Here is a 20,880-nt window from a genome sequence, read left to right as displayed (position 1 = left end):
CCCATGGGACTGAGCGAGAAGCACCTCACCGAGGGTGAGCACGTCGTCATGGAGCTCAAGGAGCACGCGAAGGCGCTGTTCTGGCCGTTCCTGCTGTTCCTCGTCCTCGTCGCGGTGGTCGTCGTGGCGGTGCTGCTCGTCCCGAACGACGTCGCGCGCTGGGCGGTCGCCGGGCTCGCGCTCGTCGCCGCCGTGATCTGGGTGTTCGTCCCGTGGCTGCGCTGGCGCACGACGGAGTACACGGTGACGAACAAGCGCATCGCGATGCGCTCAGGGATCATCACGCGCACCGGCCGCGACATCCCGCTCTATCGCATCAACGACGTCAACTACGAGAAGGGGCCGATCGACCGCCTCTTCGGCTGCGGCACGCTCGTGATCTCGGACGCGACGGACAAGCCCGGCCTGAACCTGCACGACGTTCCGGACGTCGAGAACGTCCAGGCCCGCCTGCACGACCTGCTGTTCTCCGCCGACGACGGCTCGGACGACGGCGAGTGGCCCCCGAACGAGCCGCCCCGCAGCGGCCCCCGCGCGCCGCGCATCCCGCGCGCGGAGCGGTAGCGGCGCTCAGTCCTCGATCCGCCCGCCGGCCGCGATCTCCGCGCGCTTGAGCATCTCGCCCGAGAGCGTGACGTCGCCCTCGAGGTGCGCGGTGAGCAGCCGGCGCGCGACGTCGGCCGCCCGCTGCGGGTCTCGGCCGCGCGCGTTCCACGCACCGAACCACTCGGTGAGCGTCACGCCGTGCTCGGGCCGGTAGCAGACCGTCACGGCGTCGCCTGCACGCAGCTCGCCGTTCCGCACGACCCGCAGGTACGCGCCCGTGCGGTTCGCGTCCGTGAAGCGCTTGACCCACCGGTCCTCACCCAGGCGCCGCGCGAACGTGGCGCACGGCGTGCGGGGCTGCGTGACCTCGAGCAGCGCGGTCCCCACCGACCACCGCTCCCCGACGACGGCGGCGCTCACGGGGATGCCCCGCACCCGCAGGTTCTCGCCGAACAGCCCCAGCGGGATCTCGCGGTCGAGCTGCCCGGTCCACCAGTCGACGTCGTCCTGCCCGTACGCGTAGACGGCCTGGTCCTCGCCGCCGTGGTTCGCGCGGTCGGCCTGCAGGTCGCCGTAGAGGCCGAGGCGGCGGACCTTGACGGGCCCGTCGACCGGGCGCTTGTCGATCGCCGTGACGCCGACGGGGCCGGCGTCGGGCAGGAGCGCGTGGACACGGCACACGGCGAGGATCTCCCCCGTCGGAGCGCTGGACGCGACGTCGGTCACCGGGTCGGTCGTGGGAGCGGCTTCGGCAGGGGCGGCGTGGACCATCCCTCGATTCTCGCAGGGCGTAGCGCGTCGAGCACGACCCTGCACGCGGTCGAGAACGTCCTTGGTGCCGTGACGAGCCCGATGACGACACCGATGTCGTGCTCGGCGGGTCAGGCGAGGGCTGCCGTCGCGGCCCGCCACCTCTCGTAGGGTCCGACGACGTTCGCGCGCCCTGGCCCGGGGACGTCGGGTTCGTCCGCACGCACCGCCGGGACGACGACGTCGCCGACCCCGCGCGCGGCGAGCAGCGTCGCACCGACCGCCGTCGCGCTGCGCAGGGCGACGCGCCGCACCGGCCGACCCAGGACGTCGGCGAGCAGGCGCCGCACGAGCGGGTCCCGCGCGCCGCCCCCCGTCACGACGACCTCCCGAGTCACGGCGTCGTCCACGGCCTCCGCCGAGAACGGCCTTCCGCGCTCTCGAGCACGACCTTGGTGTCGTTCTGAGCGCGTTTCCGGCACGGATGTCGTGTTCGGCGGGGCCGCGAGGAGGTCGACCGCCGTCGCGACGGCGAACACCATCCCCTCGACGGCGGCGCGGACGAGCTCGGCGCGGCCGGTGTCCTCCCCCAGCCCGGTCCAGGCACCCCGCGCGTCGGGCCGCGCGACACCGCCCCGCTCACCCGTGAGGAACGGCAGGAACGTGACGCCGCGCGCCCCGTCCGGCACAGTGCGGGCGAGCGCGAGACCGTCGTCCCACGTCAGGCCGAGGACCCGTAGCGCCCAGTCCAGCGCGAGCCCCGCGTTCTGCACCGCGGCGAGCCGGTACCACCCGGCGCTCGCACCCGACCCCGTGTCCGCGAAGGTGTGGACCAGGGGGTCGAGCACCGGCTCCGGGTCGTCGAGCACAGCCATGGCCTGCGCCCCCGACCCGAGATTGACGTGCAGACCCGGCGCGCCGACGGCGAGGCGCGCCACCGGGGTGTCGCCGCCTCCCACCACCACGGGCACCGCGTCGCCCGACGCCGGAAACCAGCGCGCGAGGCGCGCCGTCGTGCCGGCGACGGCGTCCGACGGTGCGACGCCCGGCAGGAGGCGGCCAGGCAGGTCCAGGTGCGCGACGACGTCGTCCGCCCACGCGTCACGCGCCACGTCCCACAGGAGCGTGCCGGCGGCGTCGGAGCGGTCGGTGGTCGCGAGCGGGAGCGCGGGAGCGTCCACGAGCCACGCCCGCACGACGTCCTTCGGCAGCAGCACGTGCGCGGCACGGTCGAGGGTCGCGCGGTCGTGCGCCGCGAACCAGTCGAGCACCGGCCCGGTCATGCCCGGGACGAGCGGGTTGGCGAGCGCAGCGCGGGCGGCGTCGGGTAGTGCGCGCCACCGACCCAGACGGCCGGCCGCCCGACGGTCCGTCCACAGCACGGCCGGCGCGACGGCGGCCCCCGCCTCGTCGACGAGCGCCGCCGCGTGCATCTGGCCTGCGACGCCGACGGCTCGCACGGCAAGGTACCGCACGCCGCTCGCCGCCACGCGCCCGGCGAGGTCGTCGAGCGCCCGGACGAGCGCCGTCGTCCACGTCGCGGCGTCGGTCTGTGCCCAGCCGGGGCTCGGGTGCTCGACGGCGTAGCTCGCCTCGGACTCCGCGACGACCGTCCCGTCCGGGGCGAGGAGGACGAGCTTCAGGCCGCTCGTGCCGAGGTCGATGCCCAGGAAGGTGCCGGGGAAGGTCGGGACCATGGTCACGGGACCGACTCTCCCACGCGCGGGTAGCGTCGGGGCCATGAGCGCCACCCGTCCCTCGCGCTGGGAGCAGAAGACCGCCACCGACCCGTCGCACTCCACCTGGTACGTCGAACGTTTCCGCACGATGGCCGCGGAGGGAGCCGACCTCGCGGGCGAGGCCCGGCTCGTCGACGCGATGCTCCGGCGCGGCTCGCGCGTCCTCGACGCGGGGTGCGGCCCGGGGCGCGTCGGCGCGGAGCTCCACGCGCGCGGGCACACGGTCGTCGGGGTGGACGTCGACCCGGTGCTCGTCGAGGCGGCGCGCACCGACCACCCCGGCCCAGACTGGCGCGTGGGCGACCTCGCGGAGCTGGACCTGCCCTCCGAGGGCGTCGCCGAGCCGTTCGACGCGATCGTGTGCGCGGGCAACGTCATGACGTTCCTCGCGCCCGGCACCGAGGTCGACGTGCTGCGCCGCTTCCGTGCCCACCTCGCACCGGACGGGCGCGCGGTCGTCGGCTTCGGCACCGGGCGCGGCTACGCGCCGGAGCGGTTCTTCGCCGACGCCGAGGGGGCCGGCCTGCCCCTCGACGTCGCCCTCGCGACGTGGGACCTGCGCCCGTGGACGGTCGACGCCGACTTCCTCGTCGCGGTGCTCAGGCCGGCGCGACGGTGAAGGTGAGGGTCCCCGCGACAGGCCCGTCCGCGCGAGGGATGCGCTCGCACGGGTGCTGGTAGCGTCCCGGGCGGACGGCGGACCACGACCGAGGGGGACCATGACGCAGCGGACCGGACGGCGACACCCGCGGGTGGCGCGTGTCGTCGGCGGGGCCCTCGCCCTCGCGGCTCTCACGGCGCTCGCGGCGTGCGGCGACGACGCCGGCCCGACCGACCCCCCGCCCGCGGCTGACGAGATCACGGCGTACGAGGCTGCGCGCGAGGACGTCCTCACCGCGGTGGAGGGCGTCTTCGGCGCGGACGGCTGGGCTGACGGGGGCGACATCTCGGCGACGGCGCAGGACGACGGGCGCTGCGTCGTGTTCCTGCCGTACGCGAGCACGAAGCGCGACGGCTCGACGGGCTACGACGTGCTCGACGAGGTCCCCAGGGCGATCGCTCCCGCGCTCGAGGAGCACGGCTTCGGCGAGCCGTCCGACGTCGAGCACCCGGAGCACGGAGGCTCGGCAAACGTCGAGGCCGAGGACCCGGCGGGGTGGTCGATGAACGTCCGGGTCGACGGCGACCTCGTGCGCCTCGACGTGTCCGGCCCCGTCGACCTCGAGCCGTGCGACGTGTCGGGCCTGCCCGGGCTCGCCTGACGGACCCGACCGTGCCCTCGTACCGCGTCTCGCTCGCCGTCGGCCTGCTGCGCCCCGGTGCCGACCCCGAGGCGGTGCTCCCGGCTGCCGCCGCGGCGGCGCGCGCCCTGACGACCGTCGAGGCGTACGACGTCGGCGTCGTGCGCGGCGAAGCACGCGTCACCGTGAGGTTCCTCGCCGACACCGACGCGGCCGCCCGCGCGGTCGCCGACGCGGTGGAGGCGGGCGTGCGGGCCCACGCCGCGACGTCGGCGGGCCGCCTGACCCGCCGGTGGGGAGCCCGCTGGCACCCGGCCTGACGCGCGCCGGCTACCCGGACAGGTACCGGGTCAGGCTCGTCTCGATGAGGCCGAGGGCGTCGATCGGCGCCCGGTCCTGCCCGAGGAGATGCCCGGCCTGCTCCAGCACGGCGGCACCGTGCGCGAGGGCCCGGACGGTGGCGGCGACCTGCCATGGGTCCCCGGGAGGCAGCGCGCCCTCGGCCTGACTGCGTCGCACCAGGTCGACCAGCATCTCGCTGGCGCGGTTGGCCGTGTCGCGCAGCTCGTCCGGCTCCTCGGACCAGGTGCTGAACACGAGGCGGGAACCGTTGAGGCCGGTTCCGCGCCCAGAGCACGTAGTGACGCATCGCGTCGCGGAGCACGTCGGCGGCGGGGCGCTCGTCGGAGGTGATGGCGTCGACGTCGGCGACCAGAGCGGCCCGCTCCTGCGTCGCGATCGTGGCGAGCAGCGCGGACTTGCCGGCGAAGTGCAGGTAGGGCGCCCCCGCACCGCCGTCGCACACAACCTACGCAACCGTAAGTTACGGTGGCAGGGTGAACATCTTGGCGACGAGGCCGTGGACCGACCGCTACGCACCCGGCGTCCCGACGGACGTCCAGGTGCCCGACGAGCCGGTCACGGCCGCCCTCTACCGCGCGGCGGAGCGCTGGCCCGACCGCGTCGCGGTCGACTTCTTCGGCGCGACGACGACCTATGCCCGGCTCGTCGCGCAGGTCGAGCGTGCCGCGAGCGCCCTGCACGACCTCGGTGTCCGCCACGGCGACCGCGTCGCGCTCGTGCTGCCGAACAGCACGTCGCACGTCGTCGCGTTCTACGCGGTGCAGCGGCTGGGCGCGGTCGTCGTGGAGCACAACCCCACGTACACCGCGGACGAGCTCGCGCACCAGCTCGCCGACTCGGGCGCGAGCGTCGCCGTCGTGTGGACGAAGGCCGTCCCGGCCGTCCTCGAGGCGCGCACCCACGTGCCCGGGCTGCGCGCCGTCGTCGGGCTGGACATCGCCCGGGACCTGCCGCGCGGCAGCCGGCTCGCGCTGCGCCTGCCCGTCGCGCGCGCCCGTGCCCAGCGCGACGCGCTGCGCGGTCCCGTGCCCGCGGGCGTCGCGGACTGGCACGACCTCGTCCGCCGCGCGCGCGGCCTGCCGCCGGCCCTCCCCCAGCCCCGGTCCGACGACGTCGCGCTCCTCCAGTACACCGGCGGCACCACGGGCACGCCGAAGGGCGCGGTGCTCACGCACCGCAACCTCGTCGCGAACGTCGAGCAGGGCCAGGCGTGGGCGGGGTTCACCGAGGGCGCCGAGACCGTCTACGGCGTGCTGCCGTTCTTCCATGCGTTCGGTCTGATGTTCTGCCTCACGCTGCCCGCGCGCATCGGCGCGACGCTCGTCGCGTTCCCGAAGTTCGACGCACAGGCGTTCGTCGCGGCCCAGACACGCCGTCCCGCGACGTTCCTGCCGGGCGTCGCGCCGATGTTCGACCGCATCGTCACCGCGGCGGCCGACGCCCCGGGCGCGGGAGCCGACCTGACCTCGATCCGGCTCGCGTTCGCCGGGGCCATGCCCCTCACCGCGGAGACGGCGCGCCGCTGGGAGGACGCCACGAACGGGCTGCTCATCGAGGGCTACGGCATGACCGAGACGTCCCCCGTCTGCCTGGGCAACCCCGTCTCCGACGCGCGCCGCCCCGGCACGCTCGGGCTTCCGTTCCCGAGCACCGAGATCCGCGTCGTCGACGCCGACGCGCTCGACGCGGGCGACCTGCGCGACGCCGAGCCTGACGCGGGAGACGCACCCGGCGCGGCCGCCGACGGCGCACGCACCGTGCGCGGCGAGCTGCTCGTGCGGGGACCGCAGGTGTTCCGCGGGTACTGGAACCGCCCCGAGGAGACCGCGCACCAGCTCCTCGGCGACGGCTGGCTGCGCACGGGCGACGTCGTGCGCGTCGCGCTCGACGGCCCCGACGCGGGCCTCGTCACCCTCGTCGACCGCATCAAGGAGATGATCGTCGTCGGCGGGTTCAAGGTGTACCCGTCGCAGGTCGAGGACCAGCTGCGGCAGATGCCGGGCGTGAGCGACGTGGCGGTCGTCGGGCTCCCCGGCCCGGGCTCCGACGAGCAGGTCGCGGCGGTGGTCGTGCTGGACGACGCCGACGACGCCGGATCGGCCCCGCGCGTCGACCTCACCGCCGTGCGCGAGTGGGGCGAGCAGCGGCTCGCGCGCTACGCCCTGCCGCGCGCGTTCGCCGTGGTGCCGGAGCTCCCACGGTCGCAGATCGGCAAGGTGCTGCGCCGTGTCGTGCGCGAGGACCTCCTGGGCCGGGACGACGTCGAGCACCACCGCTCCTGACCGGTACGGTGCTCGCGCTGGGCACCCGACGACCACGGGCGCTCGTCGGCCCGGCCGCACGGCCGGGCACCACCCGCCATCACCGTCAGGATGGGAGCAGCCGATGCTGTCCACGAGTTCCACCGAGGTCGTCCGCGCCACTCTCCCCGTCATCGGGGCCGCGATCGGCGACATCACCCCGGTCTTCTACCGTCGCCTGTTCGCCGCCCGGCCCGAGCTGCTGCGCGACCTGTTCAACCGGGGAAACCAGGCGCAGGGCGACCAGCAGAGAGCGCTCGCGGGCGCGATCGCCGCGTACGCGACGATGCTCGTCGACCCTGCGGGCGTCCGCGGGCGTCGTCGCGCGCATCGCGCACAAGCACGCGTCGCTGGGGGTCGTCGCCGAGCAGTACCCGGTCGTCCACGAGCACCTCTTCGCCGCCATCGTCGAGGTGCTCGGCGACGCCGTGACTCCCGAGATCGCGCAGGCCTGGGACGAGGTCTTCTGGCACATGGCGCACACGCTCATCACGGCGGAGAAGGCGCTCTACACGCAGGCCGGCGTGGACGACGGCGACGTGTGGCGCGACCTCGTCGTCGCCGAGCGCCGCCTGGAGGCCACCGACACGGTGTCGTTCGTGCTCGCCGACCGGAGCGGCGCCCCGCTGCCCACCTTCACCCCCGGCCAGTACGTCTCCGTGCAGGTCGAGATGCCCGACGGCGCGCACCAGATCCGCCAGTACAGCCTGTCCTCCGGGCCGGGCCGCAGCACGTGGCGCATCGGGGTGCGCCGCATCGCCGAGAGCCCGGCCGAGCCCGGGTACCCGGCCGGCGAGGTCTCGAACCACCTCTACGAGAATCTGTTCGAGCGCGACACGCTGCGCGTCTCGCTCCCGTTCGGCGACCTCGCGCTCAAGGACACGGACCGCCCGCTGCTGCTCGTGAGCGCGGGGATCGGCGTCACGCCGATGCTCGGCATGCTCGACCACCTCGCGACCGCGGACGACACGACCCCGCGGCGCGTCGCCGTCGTGCACGCGGACCGGTCCCCGTCACGGCACGCGCACCGCGCCGAGCTCGACGCGCTCGTCGGCAGCCTGCCCGACGCCGTCCTCCACACCTGGTACGAGACGCCCGGCACCGGTGCGACCGCGGAGCACGTCCGCGTCGGGCGCGTCAACCTGTCCGAGCTGGAGATCGACCCCGGCACCGAGGCGTACCTGTGCGGGCCCTTGCCGTTCATGCTCGCCGTGCGCGACGAGCTGGTCGCACGGGACGTCGCGGCGGAGCGCATCCACTACGAGGTGTTCGGTCCCGACTCCTGGCTGCCGGCCGGCGCCAGCTGACCGGCCTCCCGCTCGAGGACCGCCCGGCAGGCGGTCGTGGCTCGTCCCGGACGCGGGACGAGCCACGAGCCTGTTCGGCGTGCGGGCGCGCTTCGCCGTAATCTGTCTGACGTCGTCGGCGACGTCCGCGACGCAGGCGGACGGGCACCGGCGCTCTCCCGCCCCGTCGCCCTGAGGAGGCCCCGTGCCCGAGCCCGTCCCCGTTGCACCGGAACGCGCGACGCCTCCGCCGTCACCTGACCGTCTGCCGCACGTCGTGGTGGTCGGTGCGGGATTCGCGGGACTGGCCGTCGTCAAGGGGCTCGCGAAGGCGCCGGTACGGGTCACGCTCGTCGACCGCCGGGTCTACAACACGTTCCAGCCGCTGCTCTACCAGGTCGCGACGGGCGGCCTGAACCCGGGCGACGTCACCTACTTCCTGCGCGGCCTGCGGCTCAAGCAGAAGAACGTGCGCGTCGTGCACGAGCACCTCGTCGGCGTCGACCACGAGAACCGGCGCATCCGCCTGCTCAACGACGAGTGGGTCGACTACGACTACCTCGTGCTCGCCAACGGCGTGACCGCGAACTTCTTCGGCACCCCCGGCGCCAAGGACAACGCCTTCCCCATGTACACGCGGTCCCAGGCCATGAAGATCCGCGACACGTTGTTCATCCGTCTCGAGAAGGCGGCGGCGACGCCGGGAACCGACGACGGCCTGCGCGTCGTCGTCGTGGGCGGCGGCGCGACGGGCGTCGAGGTCGCGGGCGCGCTGGCCGAGCTGCGCACCGCCGGGCTGCGGCCCGCCTACCCCGAGATCCACGGCGACGCGTTCGAGGTGAAGATCGTCCAGCGCGGCGGCGAGGTGCTCAAGTCGTTCCACCCGAAGCTCCGGCGCTACGCCGCGGACGAGCTGCGCCGTCGCGGGGTCGACCTGCACCTGGGCGCCGGGGTCGCGGAGGTCCAGCCCGACGCCGTCGTGCTCACCGACGGCACCCGCATCCGCTCCGACCTCACGGTGTGGTCGGCGGGCGTGCACCCGCACGAGGAGGTCGACGACTGGGGGCTGCCGCGCGGCGAGGGCGGGCGCGTCGTCGTCGGCGGCGACCTCCAGGTCGACGGGCTCCCGGGCGTGTTCGCGGCGGGTGACATCGCGATCTCTCCCGCCGGGCTGCCGCAGCTCGCCCAGCCCGCGATCCAGTCGGGCACGCAGGTCGCGCGCAACGTGCTCGCCCTGACGGAGGGCCGCCCGACGACGCCACTGCGGTACTTCGACAAGGGCACCATGGCCGTGATCGGGCGGCGTGCGGCGATCGCGGAGGTCGTCGGGAGGCTGCGGCTCACGCGCGGGGTCGCCTGGCTCGCCTGGCTGTTCGTCCACATCATGGGGCTCATCGGCCCGCGCAACCGCCTCACCACGCTCGCGGGTCTCGTCACGCGGTACGGGTTCCCGTTCCACCGGCGGCCCATCCCGATCGTCGGGGACGTGCCGACGATCCGGCCGCCCAAGACGCGCGCGCCCGGGCGGGAGTGACCCGCCGGGGCACGACGCCGAGGCACGCAGGAGAGCCGGCGTCGCGTACCCTCGATCGACAGGAGTACGACGCAGGGGCACAACGGGAGCACGAGTGGCGGCAGGACGAAGGTCGACGACGGACCAGAGGAACGCCGGTGTGCCGCGCCGTGCGCGGGTCGTGGTGCTCGCCGTCGTCGCGGTGGCCGCGCTCGCCGGGTGCCGCTCGGACGGCCTGCCCGGCGAGGGCACTCCCGGCGAAGGCGTGACGCCGACGCCGTCCGCCAGCCCGGCGCCCACGGAACAGCCCTCGGACCAGCCCACGTCCGCGCCGACGACCGACCCCGGCACCGCGCTCCCACCCGGCGGCTCCGGCGGCGTCGAGGTCTCCGTCGAGATCGAGGCCGCGTTCTCGATGCCGAACCTCCTCGAGTCCCGCCTCGAGCAGGCCCGCGCCGACCTCGACCGCGAGGGCGCGACGCACGTCGTCGTCGTGGACGCGCGGCGTCCCGAGGCGGGCCCCCTGGCCGGCGACCGCGACGGCTGGACGGTGTGCGCGCAGCACCCGGCGGGCGGCGACCTCGTCCACGCGTCGGACGCCGTGACGCTCGCCGCCGCGCCGAACGCCCGCCACTGCCCCTGACGCCGCTCCTCCCGACTGGCGCCGGGCGTGGCGACGGGTGACGGTGGGACCTCACCCGCGAGATCGACCCGCCCGTCACGAGATCGGCCCACGGAGGGTCGTTCTGGACCGCTCGGGTCGACCTCGTGCTCAGGAACAGGAGAACGCCGCATGAAGATCGCCCTCGTCGGAGCCCACGGCAAGGTGGGCCGGCTGCTCGTCCCGATCCTCGTCGACCACGGCGCCGCCGTGTCCGGGATCGTCCGCGCCGAGGAGCAGCTCCCGCTCGTGCGGCGGGTCGGCGGGGAGCCGCTGCTGCTCGACGTCGAGCACTCCTCCACCGCGGAGATCGCCGCCGCGCTCGGCGGGTTCGACGCCGTGGTGTGGTCCGCGGGAGCCGGCGGCGGCAGCCGCGACCGGACGTACGCCGTCGACCGCGACGCCGCGAGCCGCTCGATGGACGCGGCCGCGAGCGCCGGCGTGGGACGGTACGTCATGGTGTCGTGGATCGGGTCGGTGCCCGAGCACGGCGTCGACCCGGGATCGAGCTTCTATCCGTACGCCGACGCGAAGCTCGCCGCCGACGACCACCTGCGCGGCACGGACCTCGACTGGACGATCCTGGGGCCGGGCACGCTCACCGACGACGACCCGACCGGCGCGATCCGCGTCGTGGGCGACGGCCCCGACGGTCTCGACGGCGCCGACGACGTGCCGTCCGGCGCCGCGTCGCAGGTGTCCCGCGCCGACGTCGCGATGGTCGTGGCGCAGGCTCTGCGCACGCCGGCGGCGTCGGGCCGCTTCGTCCGCTTCACCGCCGGCGACACCCCGATCCTCGAGGCCCTGGAGCGTGAGGACCCCCATACCGGCACCGAGCGTTAGGTCCCTAGCGCCCGACGCGGCGGTCCACCCGGTCGCGCAGGTCGAGGGCCGTGCGCCGCCAGGTCGCGGCGCGCGCGGCGACCACGCCGATGCTCGTGTCCTCGGCACGCTCGTGGACGACCTCGATGCCGCGCGCCGCGGCGGTGCGCACGATCACGTCCGTCGCCTCCGGGAGCGCGAGCTGCAGGAGGACCGACGTCGTGCTCGCCTGCGCCTCGCCGGTCCCGAACCGGCGGCGGTACACGACCTGCGTGACGACGCGGTCGAACATCGCGGCCGCGCGCTGTCCGTCGTCGTCCGGCGTGCCGCCGTCCGGGACGGCGTCGTTCGCGGCGTCGTCCTCGTCCGGCGGCAGGACCGCGAGGTAGAGCGAGAGCAGGAGCTCGCTGATCCTCCGCAGCACCCACGCGCGGCCCGGCAGCGGCGGGAGCGCGACGACGTACTGCGCGAGGTTCACCTCGAGCGCCTCGGCGGACAGGCACGTCCACGCCGGTGCGGTCCGGACCTCCACGACGCGCTCCCACTCGACGTCCTTGCCGTCGAGACCTACGCGGTCCGGGCCGATCGTCACCGCGCCGAACCGGTCGAGCAGCGCGAGCGGCGCCGTCGCGAACCGCGGCACGTACGGGACGAGCCGGACGACGCCCTGGACCGAGACGTCCCACTCGCGCTGGGGAGGGAACGACGGCCGCGGGTACGCGGCGATCGCACGACGGACCCAGTCCGCGACGAGCCCCTCGAGCGACCCGTCGTCCGGGACGGCCGCGCCGTCGGCGGCCTCGTCGTCCTCCTCGGTGAGGGCGTCCACGAGCGCGTCCACGAGCACCCCGTCCACGGCGGGGTCGACGGCGCCCGGTGCCGCGACGTCCTCGACCACGGCGGCGTCGTCGACCGGCCGGTCCGCGTCCCGGCGACCGCGGCGTAGGCCGGGCAGCGCGACCGAGGGCAGCGAGACGGACGGCAGCGTCGGCCGGGGAAGGTTCGGCAGCAAGGGCATCCGGAGCCTGCGCTCCGCGAGGAGCCGCGCGAGGGTGCTGCGCCCGTCGCCGGGCGTCACCCCGGGAAGGTCGGGGCCCTCGCCCGGCCCGTCGTCCGTCGTCGTGAGGAACGGTTCCTTCGCCACGTCAGCCCCCTGTCAGAGTTCGCGGGCGTGCCGCAGGACGGCGCACCGCGGGCCAGCGTAGACGCCGCGCGCACGGCTGCGCCGCGTCCGACCACGTGCCTGGCGGCGCACGACGACGGGGCCGGGCCGCTGCCCGTGGGACAGCGGCCCGACCCCGTCGCGGCGATGGACCCGTCAGCCGCAGTCGATCGCGTCGTACGCGACGTCGTACCGCTGGTAGACCGGGTCGCCGCCACGCCACTGGTAGGCGGCGACGGTCGCCGTCCCGGCCTCGATCGACGCCGACCGGCTGTTGAACGACTGGTAGAGGTTCTTGTCCGGCGCCAGCGCGAAGACCTTCTTCTCGCCGAAGGGCGTGATGAGGCGCACGTCGGCGGGCGCGTCCTCACCGTTCGCCCCGCGGAGCGCGACGTAGGCCGTGCCGTCGAGGCAGCGGGCCTGCGCCTCGACGCCGTCGATGCGCGGGTTGCCGACACCGTTGATCGCGAACGTGTCCTCGGACAGCGACGCCACCGCGTGCCCGATCGCGCGCGACATGATGTCGAGCGCCGTCAGGTCGACGTTGTCGATCGTGTCGAGGGGCGAGTGGTAGTTCGGGTCGTACCAGATGCCCTCGGTGCCGCCGAAGAGCGCGACCTCCTCGGCCGTCTTGGCCCCGTCCGCACCCGTGAAGAGGCCGGACGCCGGGATCCCGTTCTCGATGAACGCCTGGTAGTCGGAGCGTCCGGAGAACTCGGTGTCGACCCACGCCTGACCGATGCCGTCGAAGTAGTCCGTGAACACGGCCTCGGTCTCGGCGGAGCCCGGCGGGACGGGCACGGGGGCCGGGTGCGTCGACTCGTTCGCGTCGTACACGCCGATGATGTAGTTCGGCGAGCCGACCATGTCGAAGTTGAGGTACGTCGCGATGTCGTCGAGCGCCGCCGGGTCGTTGGCCGCGAGGTCGCTCACGTAGTGCGTCGAGCCGCGCAGCCCGACCTCCTCCGCGCCCCACCACGCGAACCGCACCGCGTTCTCGAGGTCCTGGCCGCCGTCGGTCGCTGCGGCGAGCTGGACCGCGACCTCGAGGATCGCGGCCGAGCCGGAGGCGTTGTCGTTGATGCCCGGCCCGTCCTCGACGCCGTCGAGGTGCGCGCCGACCATGACGACGTTGTGGTCCCGGCCGCCCGGGGTCTGCGCGAGGACGTTGAACGACTCGAACTCTTCGACGTGCGTCTGCAGGTCGTACGTCGCGACCGGCTCCGCGCCGCCCGCGATCGCGGCGAGGATCGACTGGCCGGCGGCCTGCGTGATGCCGACGGTCGGGACCCACGCCTCGTTCTCCGCGCCGAGCGTCGGGCTGAGCGGCCCGTCGGCGTTGTTGTAGAGGATGACGGCGGCGGCTCCCGCCTCAGCGGCGTAAAGCGCCTTGTCCGCGAAGGAGCACGTGCCGCGGCTGATCAGCGCGACGGCGCCCGTCACGGCGACGCCGTCCCACGTGTCGGGGGTGCAGCCCTGCACGAGCGCGTCGCCCGGCTGGACGATGGTCCCGGTGACGCCGTCGTCCGGGGTGTCCGGGGCGAACTCGGCGGGGTAGAGGTCGCTCGTGATCGCGACCCCGGCCGCGGTGAGCGACAGCTCGTCGGTGACGGGCTCCTCGAAGGTGAAGTACTGGCGCTCGGGGTCGTACCCGGCGGCGGTCAGCGCCTCCTCGACGTACACCGCGCTGGCCTCGTAGCCGGGCGTCTCCAGCGCGCGGTTGCCGCCGTTGGCGTCCGCGATGTCCTGGAAGTCCTGGAGCCGCTCCATGACCGCGTCGCCGGTGACGAGGTCCTCGAGCGGGGGTGGGCCGGCGGCGCGCAGGCCGTCGGGTGCGGCGCCGACGGGCGCGGCGGTCAGCACGGCGAGCACGAGGCCCGCTGCTGCTGCGGACGGGACGATCGTTCGTGGTCTCACGCATCCTCCTCGACAGTGGCCCCCGCCGGCCGTCCCCGGTCGTGTCGGGGCCCGGCCGAGTCGCACACGAGACGCGACGCTGCGAGGACTCGTGTGCTCGCGAGCGTAGGCCTCCTCGCCCCGGCGCGAAACCCCTGCGCGCCGCGGACGCCCGGAGTTCACGCGACGGTAACGACGTGCCGGTCACGTGGGCGGCGTCGGGCAGACTGTGCCGGTGCCCGGATTCGCCGTCGTCGACCTCGAGACCACCGGGTTCTCCCCGCGGCTCGGCGACCGGGTCGCGGAGGTCGCCGTCGTGCTGGTCGACGACGCCGGGCACGTCGAGGACGAGTGGTGCACGCTCGTCAACCCCGAGCGGGACCTGGGTCCGCAGCACGTGCACGGCATCGCGGCGGCCGACGTCGCGCTCGCGCCCACGTTCGACCACGTCGCCCCGGCCCTCCTGCGGCTCCTGGCCGGGCGCGTCCTGGTCGCCCACAACGCCTCGTTCGACACGCGGTTCCTCCGCGCCGAGATCGGGCGGGCCGGCATCGCCGCCGCGATCGACCCGCTCGCGTGCCTGTGCACGCAGCAGCTCGCGGGCCGCTACCTCACCGGCTCGCGCGCGCTCGCGGCGTGCTGCGCGACGGTGGGCGTCGTGCACGACGACGTCCACTCCGCCCTCGGCGACGCGCGCGCCACCGCGGGGCTGCTGGGGTACTACCTGGAGGTCGGAGGCGACGACGAGTGTTGGGACGTCGCCCGCCGTGCCGCGGACGGCGTGCGGTGGACGCTGCCCGCGGCGGTGCCGGGCGTCGAGCCGGTGCTGCGCGGTGCGAGCCGCGCGCACGGCCACTGGCTCGCTGCACTCGACGTGACGGGCGACGCCGGGCGCGCGCCCGCCGAGCCGGCTGGCACCGACACGTACGTGCGGCTGCTCGACGCCGCGCTCCTGGACCGGTACGTCTCGCACACCGAGCGTGCGGCGCTGCTGGCCGAGGCGCGCCGCGCGGGACTGGACCGGGCGGCGGTCGAGGGCGTCCACCGCGACTACCTGGCGGCCCTCGCGCTCGCCGAGCTCGAGACCCGCGGCGGCGCGACGACCACGGGCGCGCGCGACGTCCGCGAGCGCACGCTGCGCGACGACCCCGGCCTGCACGAGGTCGCGGGCCAGCTCGGGCTCGACGCGGACGACACCGAGGCCGCCGTCGCGGGCGCCGTGGAGGCAGCGCTCGGCACACGGCTGGCGCAGGAGACGACGATCGGACGACGGCCCGCGTTCGTCCTCGACGACGGCGCGGAGGTCGTGCTCACGGGCTCGATGTCACGATCGCGCGAGGCGTGGGAGCGCGTGGTGCGGACCGCTGGCCTCTCCCCCTGGCCGTACGTCACGCGCCGCACGCGGCTCGTGGTGGCTGCCGACCCGGACTCGCTGTCGACGAAGGCGCGCACGGCGCGGCGCTACGGGATCCCGGTCGTCACCGAGGCTGCCTTCGAGGCCCTGCTCGGTGCCCGCACTCACCTCGTCGCGTGAGCGCCCGGGGCAGCCGGACCGGCGACCCCGGGGTGCACAGCGGCGCTCTCCGTCGCGAACCGGTCGAGGAGCGCGGCGAGCTCGGCGACGTCGCGCGCGTCCCACGCGTCGGTGATCCCGTCGAGACGGGCGAGGCGGAAGTGCGCCGCGCGCTCGGCGAGGGCCCGCCCGGCCTCCGTCGCCTCCACGACGGTCTCCCGCCGATCAGCCTCCGAGGGGGCACGCGTCACCGCCCCGGCCTTCTCGGCACGGGTGACGAACCGGCTCGCGGTCGAGTGCGCGACGTCGAGATGCGTGGCGACGTCACGGACCGTCCAGGTCTCGGTCACCGTCCCGCGCTCGCTCGTGACGGCGTCGAGGACGAGGAGGGTCGACAGCTCCACGGGTGACCCGCCGTCGTCGAGCACGGCCGGCGTCTCGAAGAACCGCCGCAGGCGCATCAGCGCCCGGTCGAGCCGCTCGAGGTCGGATGGTGCGTCGCCGGACATGTATGTACTCTACATACACAAAGTCGAGACGGAACGCACTTCGAGCGCAGGAGGACCCATGTCGATCTTGGTCACCGGGGCGAGCGGCAACGTCGGTGCGGCGGTCGTGCGCGCCCTCACCGCGGCGGGGGTCGAGCACCGCACGGCCGATCGCCACGCTCCTGCCGGCGCGAGCGACGCCGTCGCGTTCGACTTTACCGACGCGTCCACCTGGCCGGCGGCGTTCGACGGGATCGAGTCCCTGTTCCTCGTGCGCCCCCCGGCGATCGGGAACGTCAAGCGCGACCTGCTGCCCGCCGTCGCGGCCGCGCGTGACGCGGGCGTGCGGCACGTCGTCTTCCTCTCGTTGCAGGGCGCCGAGAAGAACAAGGTCGTCCCGCACGCGAAGGTCGAGAAGTGGCTGCGGTCCTCAGGCATGACCTGGACCTTCGTCCGCGCGTCGTTCTTCCACCAGAACCTGTCGACCACGCACGTCTCCGACATCCGGGACCGCGACGAGATCCTCATGCCCGCCGGTCACGGGGCGACGGCGTTCGTCGACGCCGAGGACGTCGGCGCCGTCGCCGCGGCCGCGCTGATCGACCCGACGGCGCACGCCGACCGCGCCTGGACCGTCACCGGGCCGCGCGCCCTGACCTACGACCAGGTCGCCGCGATCCTCACCGCCGAGCTCGGCCGCCCGATCAGCTACCGGCGCGCGGGCCTGCTGCGCTACGCCCGGCACGCCCGCCGCGTGCTCGGCATGCCGTGGGGCATGGTCGCGGTCACCACCGCCATCTACACCACCGCGCGGCTCGGCATGGCGGCGGGCCTCACCGACGAGGTCCGCACGGTCCTCGGCCGCGACCCGATCGACTTCGCGGCGTTCGCCCACCGCGAGCGCGCCGCCTGGCGCCCCACCACCTGACATCACCCACCCGGTCCGGCGCCGCGTCGTCGGACCCTCGTCCCCCACCGGAGGAACACTCGTGAAGCTCGCACTCGTCGGAGCGACCGGCCGCACCGGACGCCACGCCCTCGCCGCGGCGCTCGAACGCGGCCACGACGTCACGGTCCTCGTGCGCGACGCCGCGAAGCTCCCGGCCTCGGACCGGGACCGGGTGCGGGTCGTCGTCGGCGACTCGACCGACCCCGCGGCGCTCGCCGACCTGCTCGAGGGCGCGGACGCCGTCGTGTCCGCGCTCGGCCCGACCGGCAAGCAGTCGGACCTCCACACGCGGACGGCACGGGCTCTCGTCGAGCTCATGTCCACGACGGGACCTCGACGCTTCGTCGGTGTGAGCGGGGCCGGGATCGACGTCCCGGGCGACCTCAAGGCGCCGAAGGACAAGGCGATCAGCTGGCTCATCCGCACCCTGGGCGGGGACGTCGTCAAGGACAAGCCCGCCGAGTACGAGGTCTGGGCCGCGTCCGGCCTGGACTGGACGCTCGTGCGCCCGCCCCGCCTGGTGGACGGGCCGCGCTCGGAGCAGCCGCTCGAGCAGGACGCCCACCGCTCCACGCGCTCGACCTCGATCACGCGGGCCGACCTCGGCGCGTTCCTCGTCGACGTGGTCGAGCAGGACCTGTACCCCCGCACCGCGCCGTTCGTCGCCACGGCCAAGGGCTGACGGGCTCGGGTCCCGCCTCGCCCGCGCTCGCGCGTGGCGGGGCGGGACGCCTGTGCGGGTGCGACGCTGGGCGGCATGAGCCCGGACGCCTCGGTCGACGCCGACACCCTCCTCGACGAGCTCTTCGCGCTGCCGCTCGAACAGTTCGTCGTCGCCCGCACGGCGGCGTCGAAGCGGATCAAGGCGTCGGGCGACGCCGTCTCCGCGGAACGCGTGGCGCGGCTCGCGAAGCCGACCGTCGCGGCGTGGGTCGTCAACCAGGTGGCGCGCGAGCGCGCGGACGACGTCGCGGCGCTCGCGAGCCTCGGGGACGAGCTGCGCGACGCGACCGACGACCGCGACCGCACCCGCATCCGCACGCTCGACCGGTTGCGCCGCGAGCGGGTCGAGCGCGTCGTCGGCGAGCTGCGCGACGCCGGCGAGGTCGCCGGCCGGGCCGTGTCCGCGACGGCGCTCGACCGGCTCGCGGAGACCCTGACGGCCGCCGTCATGGACGCCGACGCGGCGGTGCTCGTGCGCGCCGGCCGGCTCTCCCAGGCGTTGCAGTACTCCGGGTTCGGGATCGTCGACGAGGGCGGCGAGCCCGCGGACGTCGTCGAGCTGCGCGAGCGCGTGGGCACGACGGCGCGGCGCGGGTCGGGCGCGCGGGGCTCGGCCGGGGCGAAGAAGCCCGGCGGGGCGGAGACGTCCGGCGGGCCGGACGTGCGAGCACCTGACCTCCCCGGGGGTCGGGCGGAGGGTGCGGCCCGGGCGTCAGGCACCGGGACGTCGGGCACCGGCACATCCGACACTCGAGTTGACGAGGAGGACGCCGCCGCTGCCGCCGAGCGCGAGGTGGAGGAGTCCGCCGCCGAGGTGGACCGGCTCGAGGCCGAGCGCGACGACGCCGACGCCCGGGCGCGCGAGGCGAGCGGCGCCGTCGGGCAGGTGGAGGACGACCTCGGGCGCGTCGAGGACGAGCTGGCGCGGCTCGCCGACGAGCGCGAGGAGCTGCGTGCCCGGCTCGCCGAGGCCCGCGAGGCCGAGGCGGCCGCGCGCGAGGCGCTCGAGACCGCCGACGAGCAGCTCGACGCCGCGGAGGAGCGCGCCGCTGCGGCCCGCAAGGCACGCCGGGCGACCCGACGACGCTGAGCGCCACGGCGAGCCGTCATGCTGGCCGTCCTCGTCCGCTCGCGGCACGCCCGCCGGGCTCGTTCAGGGCTCAGGAGCGGGCGTCGCCCTCTCTCGGCGTGTCGGCCGGCTCGTCGGTCGGCGCGGCCGTCGGCGAGCTGACCAGCTCCCGCGCCTGCTCGGCGGCGCGCGCGATGCTCTCGCCGACGAAGTCGAGGAACCGCGCCATGTTCTCGAGCCGCGCGCCGGCCGGAGACTCGCTGCCGAGGATGCGGACCCCCTGCCGCGCGGTTTCGGCCATCTGGGTGTTGTTCTGCGCGGCGGCGATCATCGACTGGTACCAGACGTCGCCGTCGGCGACGTAGCGCTCGCGCCGGCCCTCGCCGCGCTCACGCAGGACGAGGCCGTGGCTCTCCAGAAGCGGGATCGCCTTGGAGATGGACGCCGGGCTGACCTCGAGCTGCTCGACGAGCTCGGCGGCGGAGAGGCTGCCCGCGTCGGCGGTGTAGAGGCAGGCCAGCACTCCGGACGCGACACGCGGCAGTCCCTGCCGCATGAACAGCGCCGTGAACGTCTCCCGGTACTCCCGGAAGACCTCGTCACGCGCGTCGGAATGCTGTGCCGCCGGCGAGCCGGAGGACACCGTCGGCCGTCGACGGCGGGCCCGCCGCTCGGTGGCGTGCTGCGCCAGGTCCGGGCGGTAGGCGGTCGGGCCTCCGTTGCGCAGAACCTCGCGGGTGATCGTCGACGTCGGACGGTCGAGCCTGCGGGCGATCTCCGCGTACGGGACGTCGTCGGCCAGGCCGAGCGCGATCTGCTGGCGTTCCTGCTTGGTGAGCCTGCCTCCGGGCATCCTGCTCCTCCTCCGTGCGTGCTGAGGTGTCGAGAGTAGCGTTCAGCAGACACAGTTGCAACGCAATAGAGTCCGGATGTTGCGTTGCACTTCTCCCAGTTGCAACAAATTATGCCGTCTGACCTGGGGCAATACGGCTCCATCGCAAACTGACTGTTGCCATGGTGATGAACGCTACGTAGCGTTTCCGTTGTCAGAAAGACCACGGAACACCAGTTCAGGAGCCGAACACCATGTACACCTTCGCCACCCCCACCACCATCTCCCTCTCGGTCGACGTCCCCGCCGGCCGCATCCAGGTCATCGCCGCCGACCGGACCGACACGACGGTCGAGGTACGGCCCTCGAACTCCTCGTCGGGCCGCGACGCGAAGGCCGTCGAGCGCATCACGGTCGAGCTCCACGACGGCACGCTGCACGTCGCGACGCCGACGGTCAACGAGCTGTTCGGCCCCTCGGGAAGCGTCGAGGTGACGGTCCAGCTGCCCGCCGGTTCGCGCGTCGAGGTCACGGGAAGCGGCGAGCTGCGCGGCGTCGGCCGACTCGGCGACGTCGTCGCCGCGGACTCCTACGGCGCGATCAAGCTCGACGAGGCGGCGAGCGTCCGCCTCTCGACCCAGGCCGGCGACGTGTCGGTGGGCCGCCTCACCGGTGCCGGCGAGATCAGCACCGCCAAGGGCGACATCCGCGTCGAGGAGGCCGTGACCGGAGCGCTCGTGCTGAGCACCCAGATGGGCGACGTCTCGGTGGGCGCCGCCGCCGGGGTCTCGGCCTCGCTGAACGCCGGCAGCAGCCTCGGTCGGATCACCAATGCCCTGAAGAACGACGGCACCGCCGAGCTCGAGATCCGCGCCACGACCTCGTACGGCGACATCACCGCCCGCAGCCTCTGAGCCGCGCATCGCCCCGCGAGGTCGGGGCGCCGGACGAGGGCAAGTGCCACAACCACAGTCTTGCCAGCAGCACGACCAGGAACGGAGTACCAGACATGAGCACGGAACAGTCC

Annotated in this window: 22 protein-coding genes and 1 pseudogene; 15 read left to right on the top strand and 8 right to left on the bottom strand. The window is 74.7% G+C overall.

Annotated elements, in window-relative coordinates:
* Positions 1–3 precede the first annotated feature (3 nt).
* Positions 4–564: a PH domain-containing protein gene (locus tag AC4H2H_RS10085; RefSeq protein ID WP_494370672.1), complete on the top strand. Its 561-nt coding sequence runs from the start codon at positions 4–6 to the stop codon at positions 562–564.
* Between the two features lie 6 nt (positions 565–570).
* On the opposite strand, the gene AC4H2H_RS10080 is transcribed toward AC4H2H_RS10085, so the two are convergent.
* Positions 571–1,317: an MOSC domain-containing protein gene (locus AC4H2H_RS10080; protein WP_494370671.1), complete on the bottom strand. Its 747-nt coding sequence runs from the start codon at positions 1,315–1,317 to the stop codon at positions 571–573.
* Positions 1,318–1,427: 110 nt separating this feature from the next.
* Positions 1,428–2,993, bottom strand: coding sequence for an FGGY family carbohydrate kinase (locus tag AC4H2H_RS10075; protein WP_494370752.1), 1,566 nt, complete (start codon positions 2,991–2,993; stop codon positions 1,428–1,430).
* 43 nt (positions 2,994–3,036) lie between these two features.
* On the opposite strand from AC4H2H_RS10075, the gene AC4H2H_RS10070 reads away from it, so the two are divergent.
* From AC4H2H_RS10070 to AC4H2H_RS10060, 3 genes are all read left to right on the top strand, one after another.
* Positions 3,037–3,654 (top strand): class I SAM-dependent methyltransferase, encoded by a 618-nt coding sequence (locus AC4H2H_RS10070; RefSeq protein WP_494370670.1) that lies wholly within the window; start codon positions 3,037–3,039, stop codon positions 3,652–3,654.
* A gap of 100 nt (positions 3,655–3,754) precedes the next feature.
* Positions 3,755–4,297: a hypothetical protein gene (locus AC4H2H_RS10065; RefSeq protein WP_494370669.1), complete on the top strand. Its 543-nt coding sequence runs from the start codon at positions 3,755–3,757 to the stop codon at positions 4,295–4,297.
* Between the two features lie 11 nt (positions 4,298–4,308).
* A complete protein-coding gene (locus tag AC4H2H_RS10060; RefSeq protein ID WP_494370668.1) occupies positions 4,309–4,596 on the top strand; it encodes a hypothetical protein in 288 nt (95 codons plus the stop codon).
* A gap of 10 nt (positions 4,597–4,606) precedes the next feature.
* On the opposite strand, the gene AC4H2H_RS10055 is transcribed toward AC4H2H_RS10060, so the two are convergent.
* Positions 4,607–4,873 carry a TetR-like C-terminal domain-containing protein gene (locus AC4H2H_RS10055; protein WP_494370667.1) on the bottom strand — a complete coding sequence of 89 codons (267 nt, stop codon included), beginning with the start codon at positions 4,871–4,873 and terminating at the stop codon, positions 4,607–4,609.
* Positions 4,874–5,118: 245 nt separating this feature from the next.
* On the opposite strand from AC4H2H_RS10055, the gene AC4H2H_RS10050 reads away from it, so the two are divergent.
* The gene (locus tag AC4H2H_RS10050) at positions 5,119–6,921 is read left to right on the top strand and encodes an AMP-binding protein (protein WP_494370751.1); all 1,803 of its coding nucleotides are present in this window, start codon (positions 5,119–5,121) and stop codon (positions 6,919–6,921) included.
* A gap of 85 nt (positions 6,922–7,006) precedes the next feature.
* Here AC4H2H_RS10050 and AC4H2H_RS10045 read toward each other — a convergent pair whose 3' ends face one another.
* Positions 7,007–7,270 (bottom strand): hypothetical protein, encoded by a 264-nt coding sequence (locus AC4H2H_RS10045; RefSeq protein ID WP_494370757.1) that lies wholly within the window; start codon positions 7,268–7,270, stop codon positions 7,007–7,009.
* Here AC4H2H_RS10045 and AC4H2H_RS10040 point away from each other — a divergent pair.
* The 5 genes and pseudogenes from AC4H2H_RS10040 to AC4H2H_RS10020 form a co-directional block, all read left to right on the top strand.
* Positions 7,239–7,364, top strand: a pseudogene (locus AC4H2H_RS10040) (hypothetical protein); the annotation flags it as partial. The gene AC4H2H_RS10045 and the pseudogene AC4H2H_RS10040 overlap by 32 nt on opposite strands.
* 3 nt (positions 7,365–7,367) lie before the next feature.
* Positions 7,368–8,246: an FAD-binding oxidoreductase gene (locus tag AC4H2H_RS10035; RefSeq protein WP_494370750.1), complete on the top strand. Its 879-nt coding sequence runs from the start codon at positions 7,368–7,370 to the stop codon at positions 8,244–8,246.
* Positions 8,247–8,430: 184 nt separating this feature from the next.
* Complete coding sequence (locus tag AC4H2H_RS10030; RefSeq protein WP_494370666.1) at positions 8,431–9,759, top strand: NAD(P)/FAD-dependent oxidoreductase; 1,329 nt, start codon at positions 8,431–8,433, stop codon at positions 9,757–9,759.
* Between the two features lie 139 nt (positions 9,760–9,898).
* Positions 9,899–10,381: a hypothetical protein gene (locus tag AC4H2H_RS10025; RefSeq protein WP_494370665.1), complete on the top strand. Its 483-nt coding sequence runs from the start codon at positions 9,899–9,901 to the stop codon at positions 10,379–10,381.
* 150 nt (positions 10,382–10,531) lie between these two features.
* Positions 10,532–11,242, top strand: a complete 711-nt coding sequence (locus AC4H2H_RS10020) for an SDR family oxidoreductase (RefSeq protein ID WP_494370664.1) — start codon at positions 10,532–10,534, stop codon at positions 11,240–11,242.
* Between the two features lie 4 nt (positions 11,243–11,246).
* On the opposite strand, the gene AC4H2H_RS10015 is transcribed toward AC4H2H_RS10020, so the two are convergent.
* Together AC4H2H_RS10015 and AC4H2H_RS10010 are read right to left on the bottom strand one after the other, a co-directional pair.
* Positions 11,247–12,365, bottom strand: coding sequence for a hypothetical protein (locus tag AC4H2H_RS10015; protein ID WP_494370663.1), 1,119 nt, complete (start codon positions 12,363–12,365; stop codon positions 11,247–11,249).
* Positions 12,366–12,539: 174 nt separating this feature from the next.
* Positions 12,540–14,300, bottom strand: coding sequence for a M20/M25/M40 family metallo-hydrolase (locus AC4H2H_RS10010; protein WP_494370662.1), 1,761 nt, complete (start codon positions 14,298–14,300; stop codon positions 12,540–12,542).
* Between the two features lie 214 nt (positions 14,301–14,514).
* On the opposite strand from AC4H2H_RS10010, the gene AC4H2H_RS10005 reads away from it, so the two are divergent.
* Positions 14,515–15,813 carry an exonuclease domain-containing protein gene (locus AC4H2H_RS10005; protein WP_494370661.1) on the top strand — a complete coding sequence of 433 codons (1,299 nt, stop codon included), beginning with the start codon at positions 14,515–14,517 and terminating at the stop codon, positions 15,811–15,813.
* Here the strand turns inward: AC4H2H_RS10005 and AC4H2H_RS10000 are convergent.
* Positions 15,798–16,301 (bottom strand): MarR family winged helix-turn-helix transcriptional regulator, encoded by a 504-nt coding sequence (locus AC4H2H_RS10000; protein ID WP_494370660.1) that lies wholly within the window; start codon positions 16,299–16,301, stop codon positions 15,798–15,800. The genes AC4H2H_RS10005 and AC4H2H_RS10000 overlap by 16 nt on opposite strands.
* A 58-nt stretch (positions 16,302–16,359) precedes the next feature.
* Between AC4H2H_RS10000 and AC4H2H_RS09995 the strand changes: the two genes are divergently transcribed.
* The 3 genes from AC4H2H_RS09995 to AC4H2H_RS09985 all read left to right on the top strand — a co-directional run bounded on the left by AC4H2H_RS09995 (position 16,360) and on the right by AC4H2H_RS09985 (position 19,042).
* Positions 16,360–17,208, top strand: a complete 849-nt coding sequence (locus AC4H2H_RS09995) for an NmrA family NAD(P)-binding protein (RefSeq protein WP_494370659.1) — start codon at positions 16,360–16,362, stop codon at positions 17,206–17,208.
* A gap of 61 nt (positions 17,209–17,269) precedes the next feature.
* Entirely contained in the window at positions 17,270–17,911 is a 642-nt protein-coding gene (locus tag AC4H2H_RS09990) for an NAD(P)-dependent oxidoreductase (protein ID WP_494370658.1), read from the top strand.
* 75 nt (positions 17,912–17,986) lie between these two features.
* Positions 17,987–19,042, top strand: a complete 1,056-nt coding sequence (locus AC4H2H_RS09985; RefSeq protein ID WP_494370657.1) for a hypothetical protein — start codon at positions 17,987–17,989, stop codon at positions 19,040–19,042.
* A 70-nt stretch (positions 19,043–19,112) separates the two neighbouring features.
* Here the strand turns inward: AC4H2H_RS09985 and AC4H2H_RS09980 are convergent, their stop codons facing one another.
* Positions 19,113–19,874 (bottom strand): helix-turn-helix domain-containing protein, encoded by a 762-nt coding sequence (locus AC4H2H_RS09980; RefSeq protein ID WP_494370656.1) that lies wholly within the window; start codon positions 19,872–19,874, stop codon positions 19,113–19,115.
* 233 nt (positions 19,875–20,107) lie between these two features.
* Between AC4H2H_RS09980 and AC4H2H_RS09975 the strand changes: the two genes are divergently transcribed.
* A complete protein-coding gene (locus tag AC4H2H_RS09975; RefSeq protein WP_494370655.1) occupies positions 20,108–20,767 on the top strand; it encodes a DUF4097 family beta strand repeat-containing protein in 660 nt (219 codons plus the stop codon).
* Positions 20,768–20,880 lie beyond the last annotated feature (113 nt).

Source organism: Cellulosimicrobium sp. BMG9.22, assembly GCF_059159975.1.
The sequence above is the reverse complement of the archived record's forward strand: the minus strand, read 5'-3'. Positions and strand labels throughout refer to the sequence as shown.

Bases quoted from the DNA above. Each gene is read 5' to 3' on its own strand.
- AC4H2H_RS10085 (WP_494370672.1), top strand. From the start codon at position 4: ATGGGACTGAGCGAGAAGCACCTCACCGAGGGTGAGCACGTCGTCATG.
- AC4H2H_RS10080 (WP_494370671.1), bottom strand. From the start codon at position 1,317: ATGGTCCACGCCGCCCCTGCCGAAGCCGCTCCCACGACCGACCCGGTG.
- AC4H2H_RS10075 (WP_494370752.1), bottom strand. From the start codon at position 2,993: ATGGTCCCGACCTTCCCCGGCACCTTCCTGGGCATCGACCTCGGCACG.
- AC4H2H_RS10070 (WP_494370670.1), top strand. From the start codon at position 3,037: ATGAGCGCCACCCGTCCCTCGCGCTGGGAGCAGAAGACCGCCACCGAC.
- AC4H2H_RS10065 (WP_494370669.1), top strand. From the start codon at position 3,755: ATGACGCAGCGGACCGGACGGCGACACCCGCGGGTGGCGCGTGTCGTC.
- AC4H2H_RS10045 (WP_494370757.1), bottom strand. From the start codon at position 7,270: ATGCGCGCGACGACGCCCGCGGACGCCCGCAGGGTCGACGAGCATCGT.
- AC4H2H_RS10020 (WP_494370664.1), top strand. From the start codon at position 10,532: ATGAAGATCGCCCTCGTCGGAGCCCACGGCAAGGTGGGCCGGCTGCTC.
- AC4H2H_RS10000 (WP_494370660.1), bottom strand. From the start codon at position 16,301: ATGTCCGGCGACGCACCATCCGACCTCGAGCGGCTCGACCGGGCGCTG.
- AC4H2H_RS09995 (WP_494370659.1), top strand. From the start codon at position 16,360: ATGTCGATCTTGGTCACCGGGGCGAGCGGCAACGTCGGTGCGGCGGTC.
- AC4H2H_RS09985 (WP_494370657.1), top strand. From the start codon at position 17,987: ATGAGCCCGGACGCCTCGGTCGACGCCGACACCCTCCTCGACGAGCTC.
- AC4H2H_RS09980 (WP_494370656.1), bottom strand. From the start codon at position 19,874: ATGCCCGGAGGCAGGCTCACCAAGCAGGAACGCCAGCAGATCGCGCTC.
- AC4H2H_RS09975 (WP_494370655.1), top strand. From the start codon at position 20,108: ATGTACACCTTCGCCACCCCCACCACCATCTCCCTCTCGGTCGACGTC.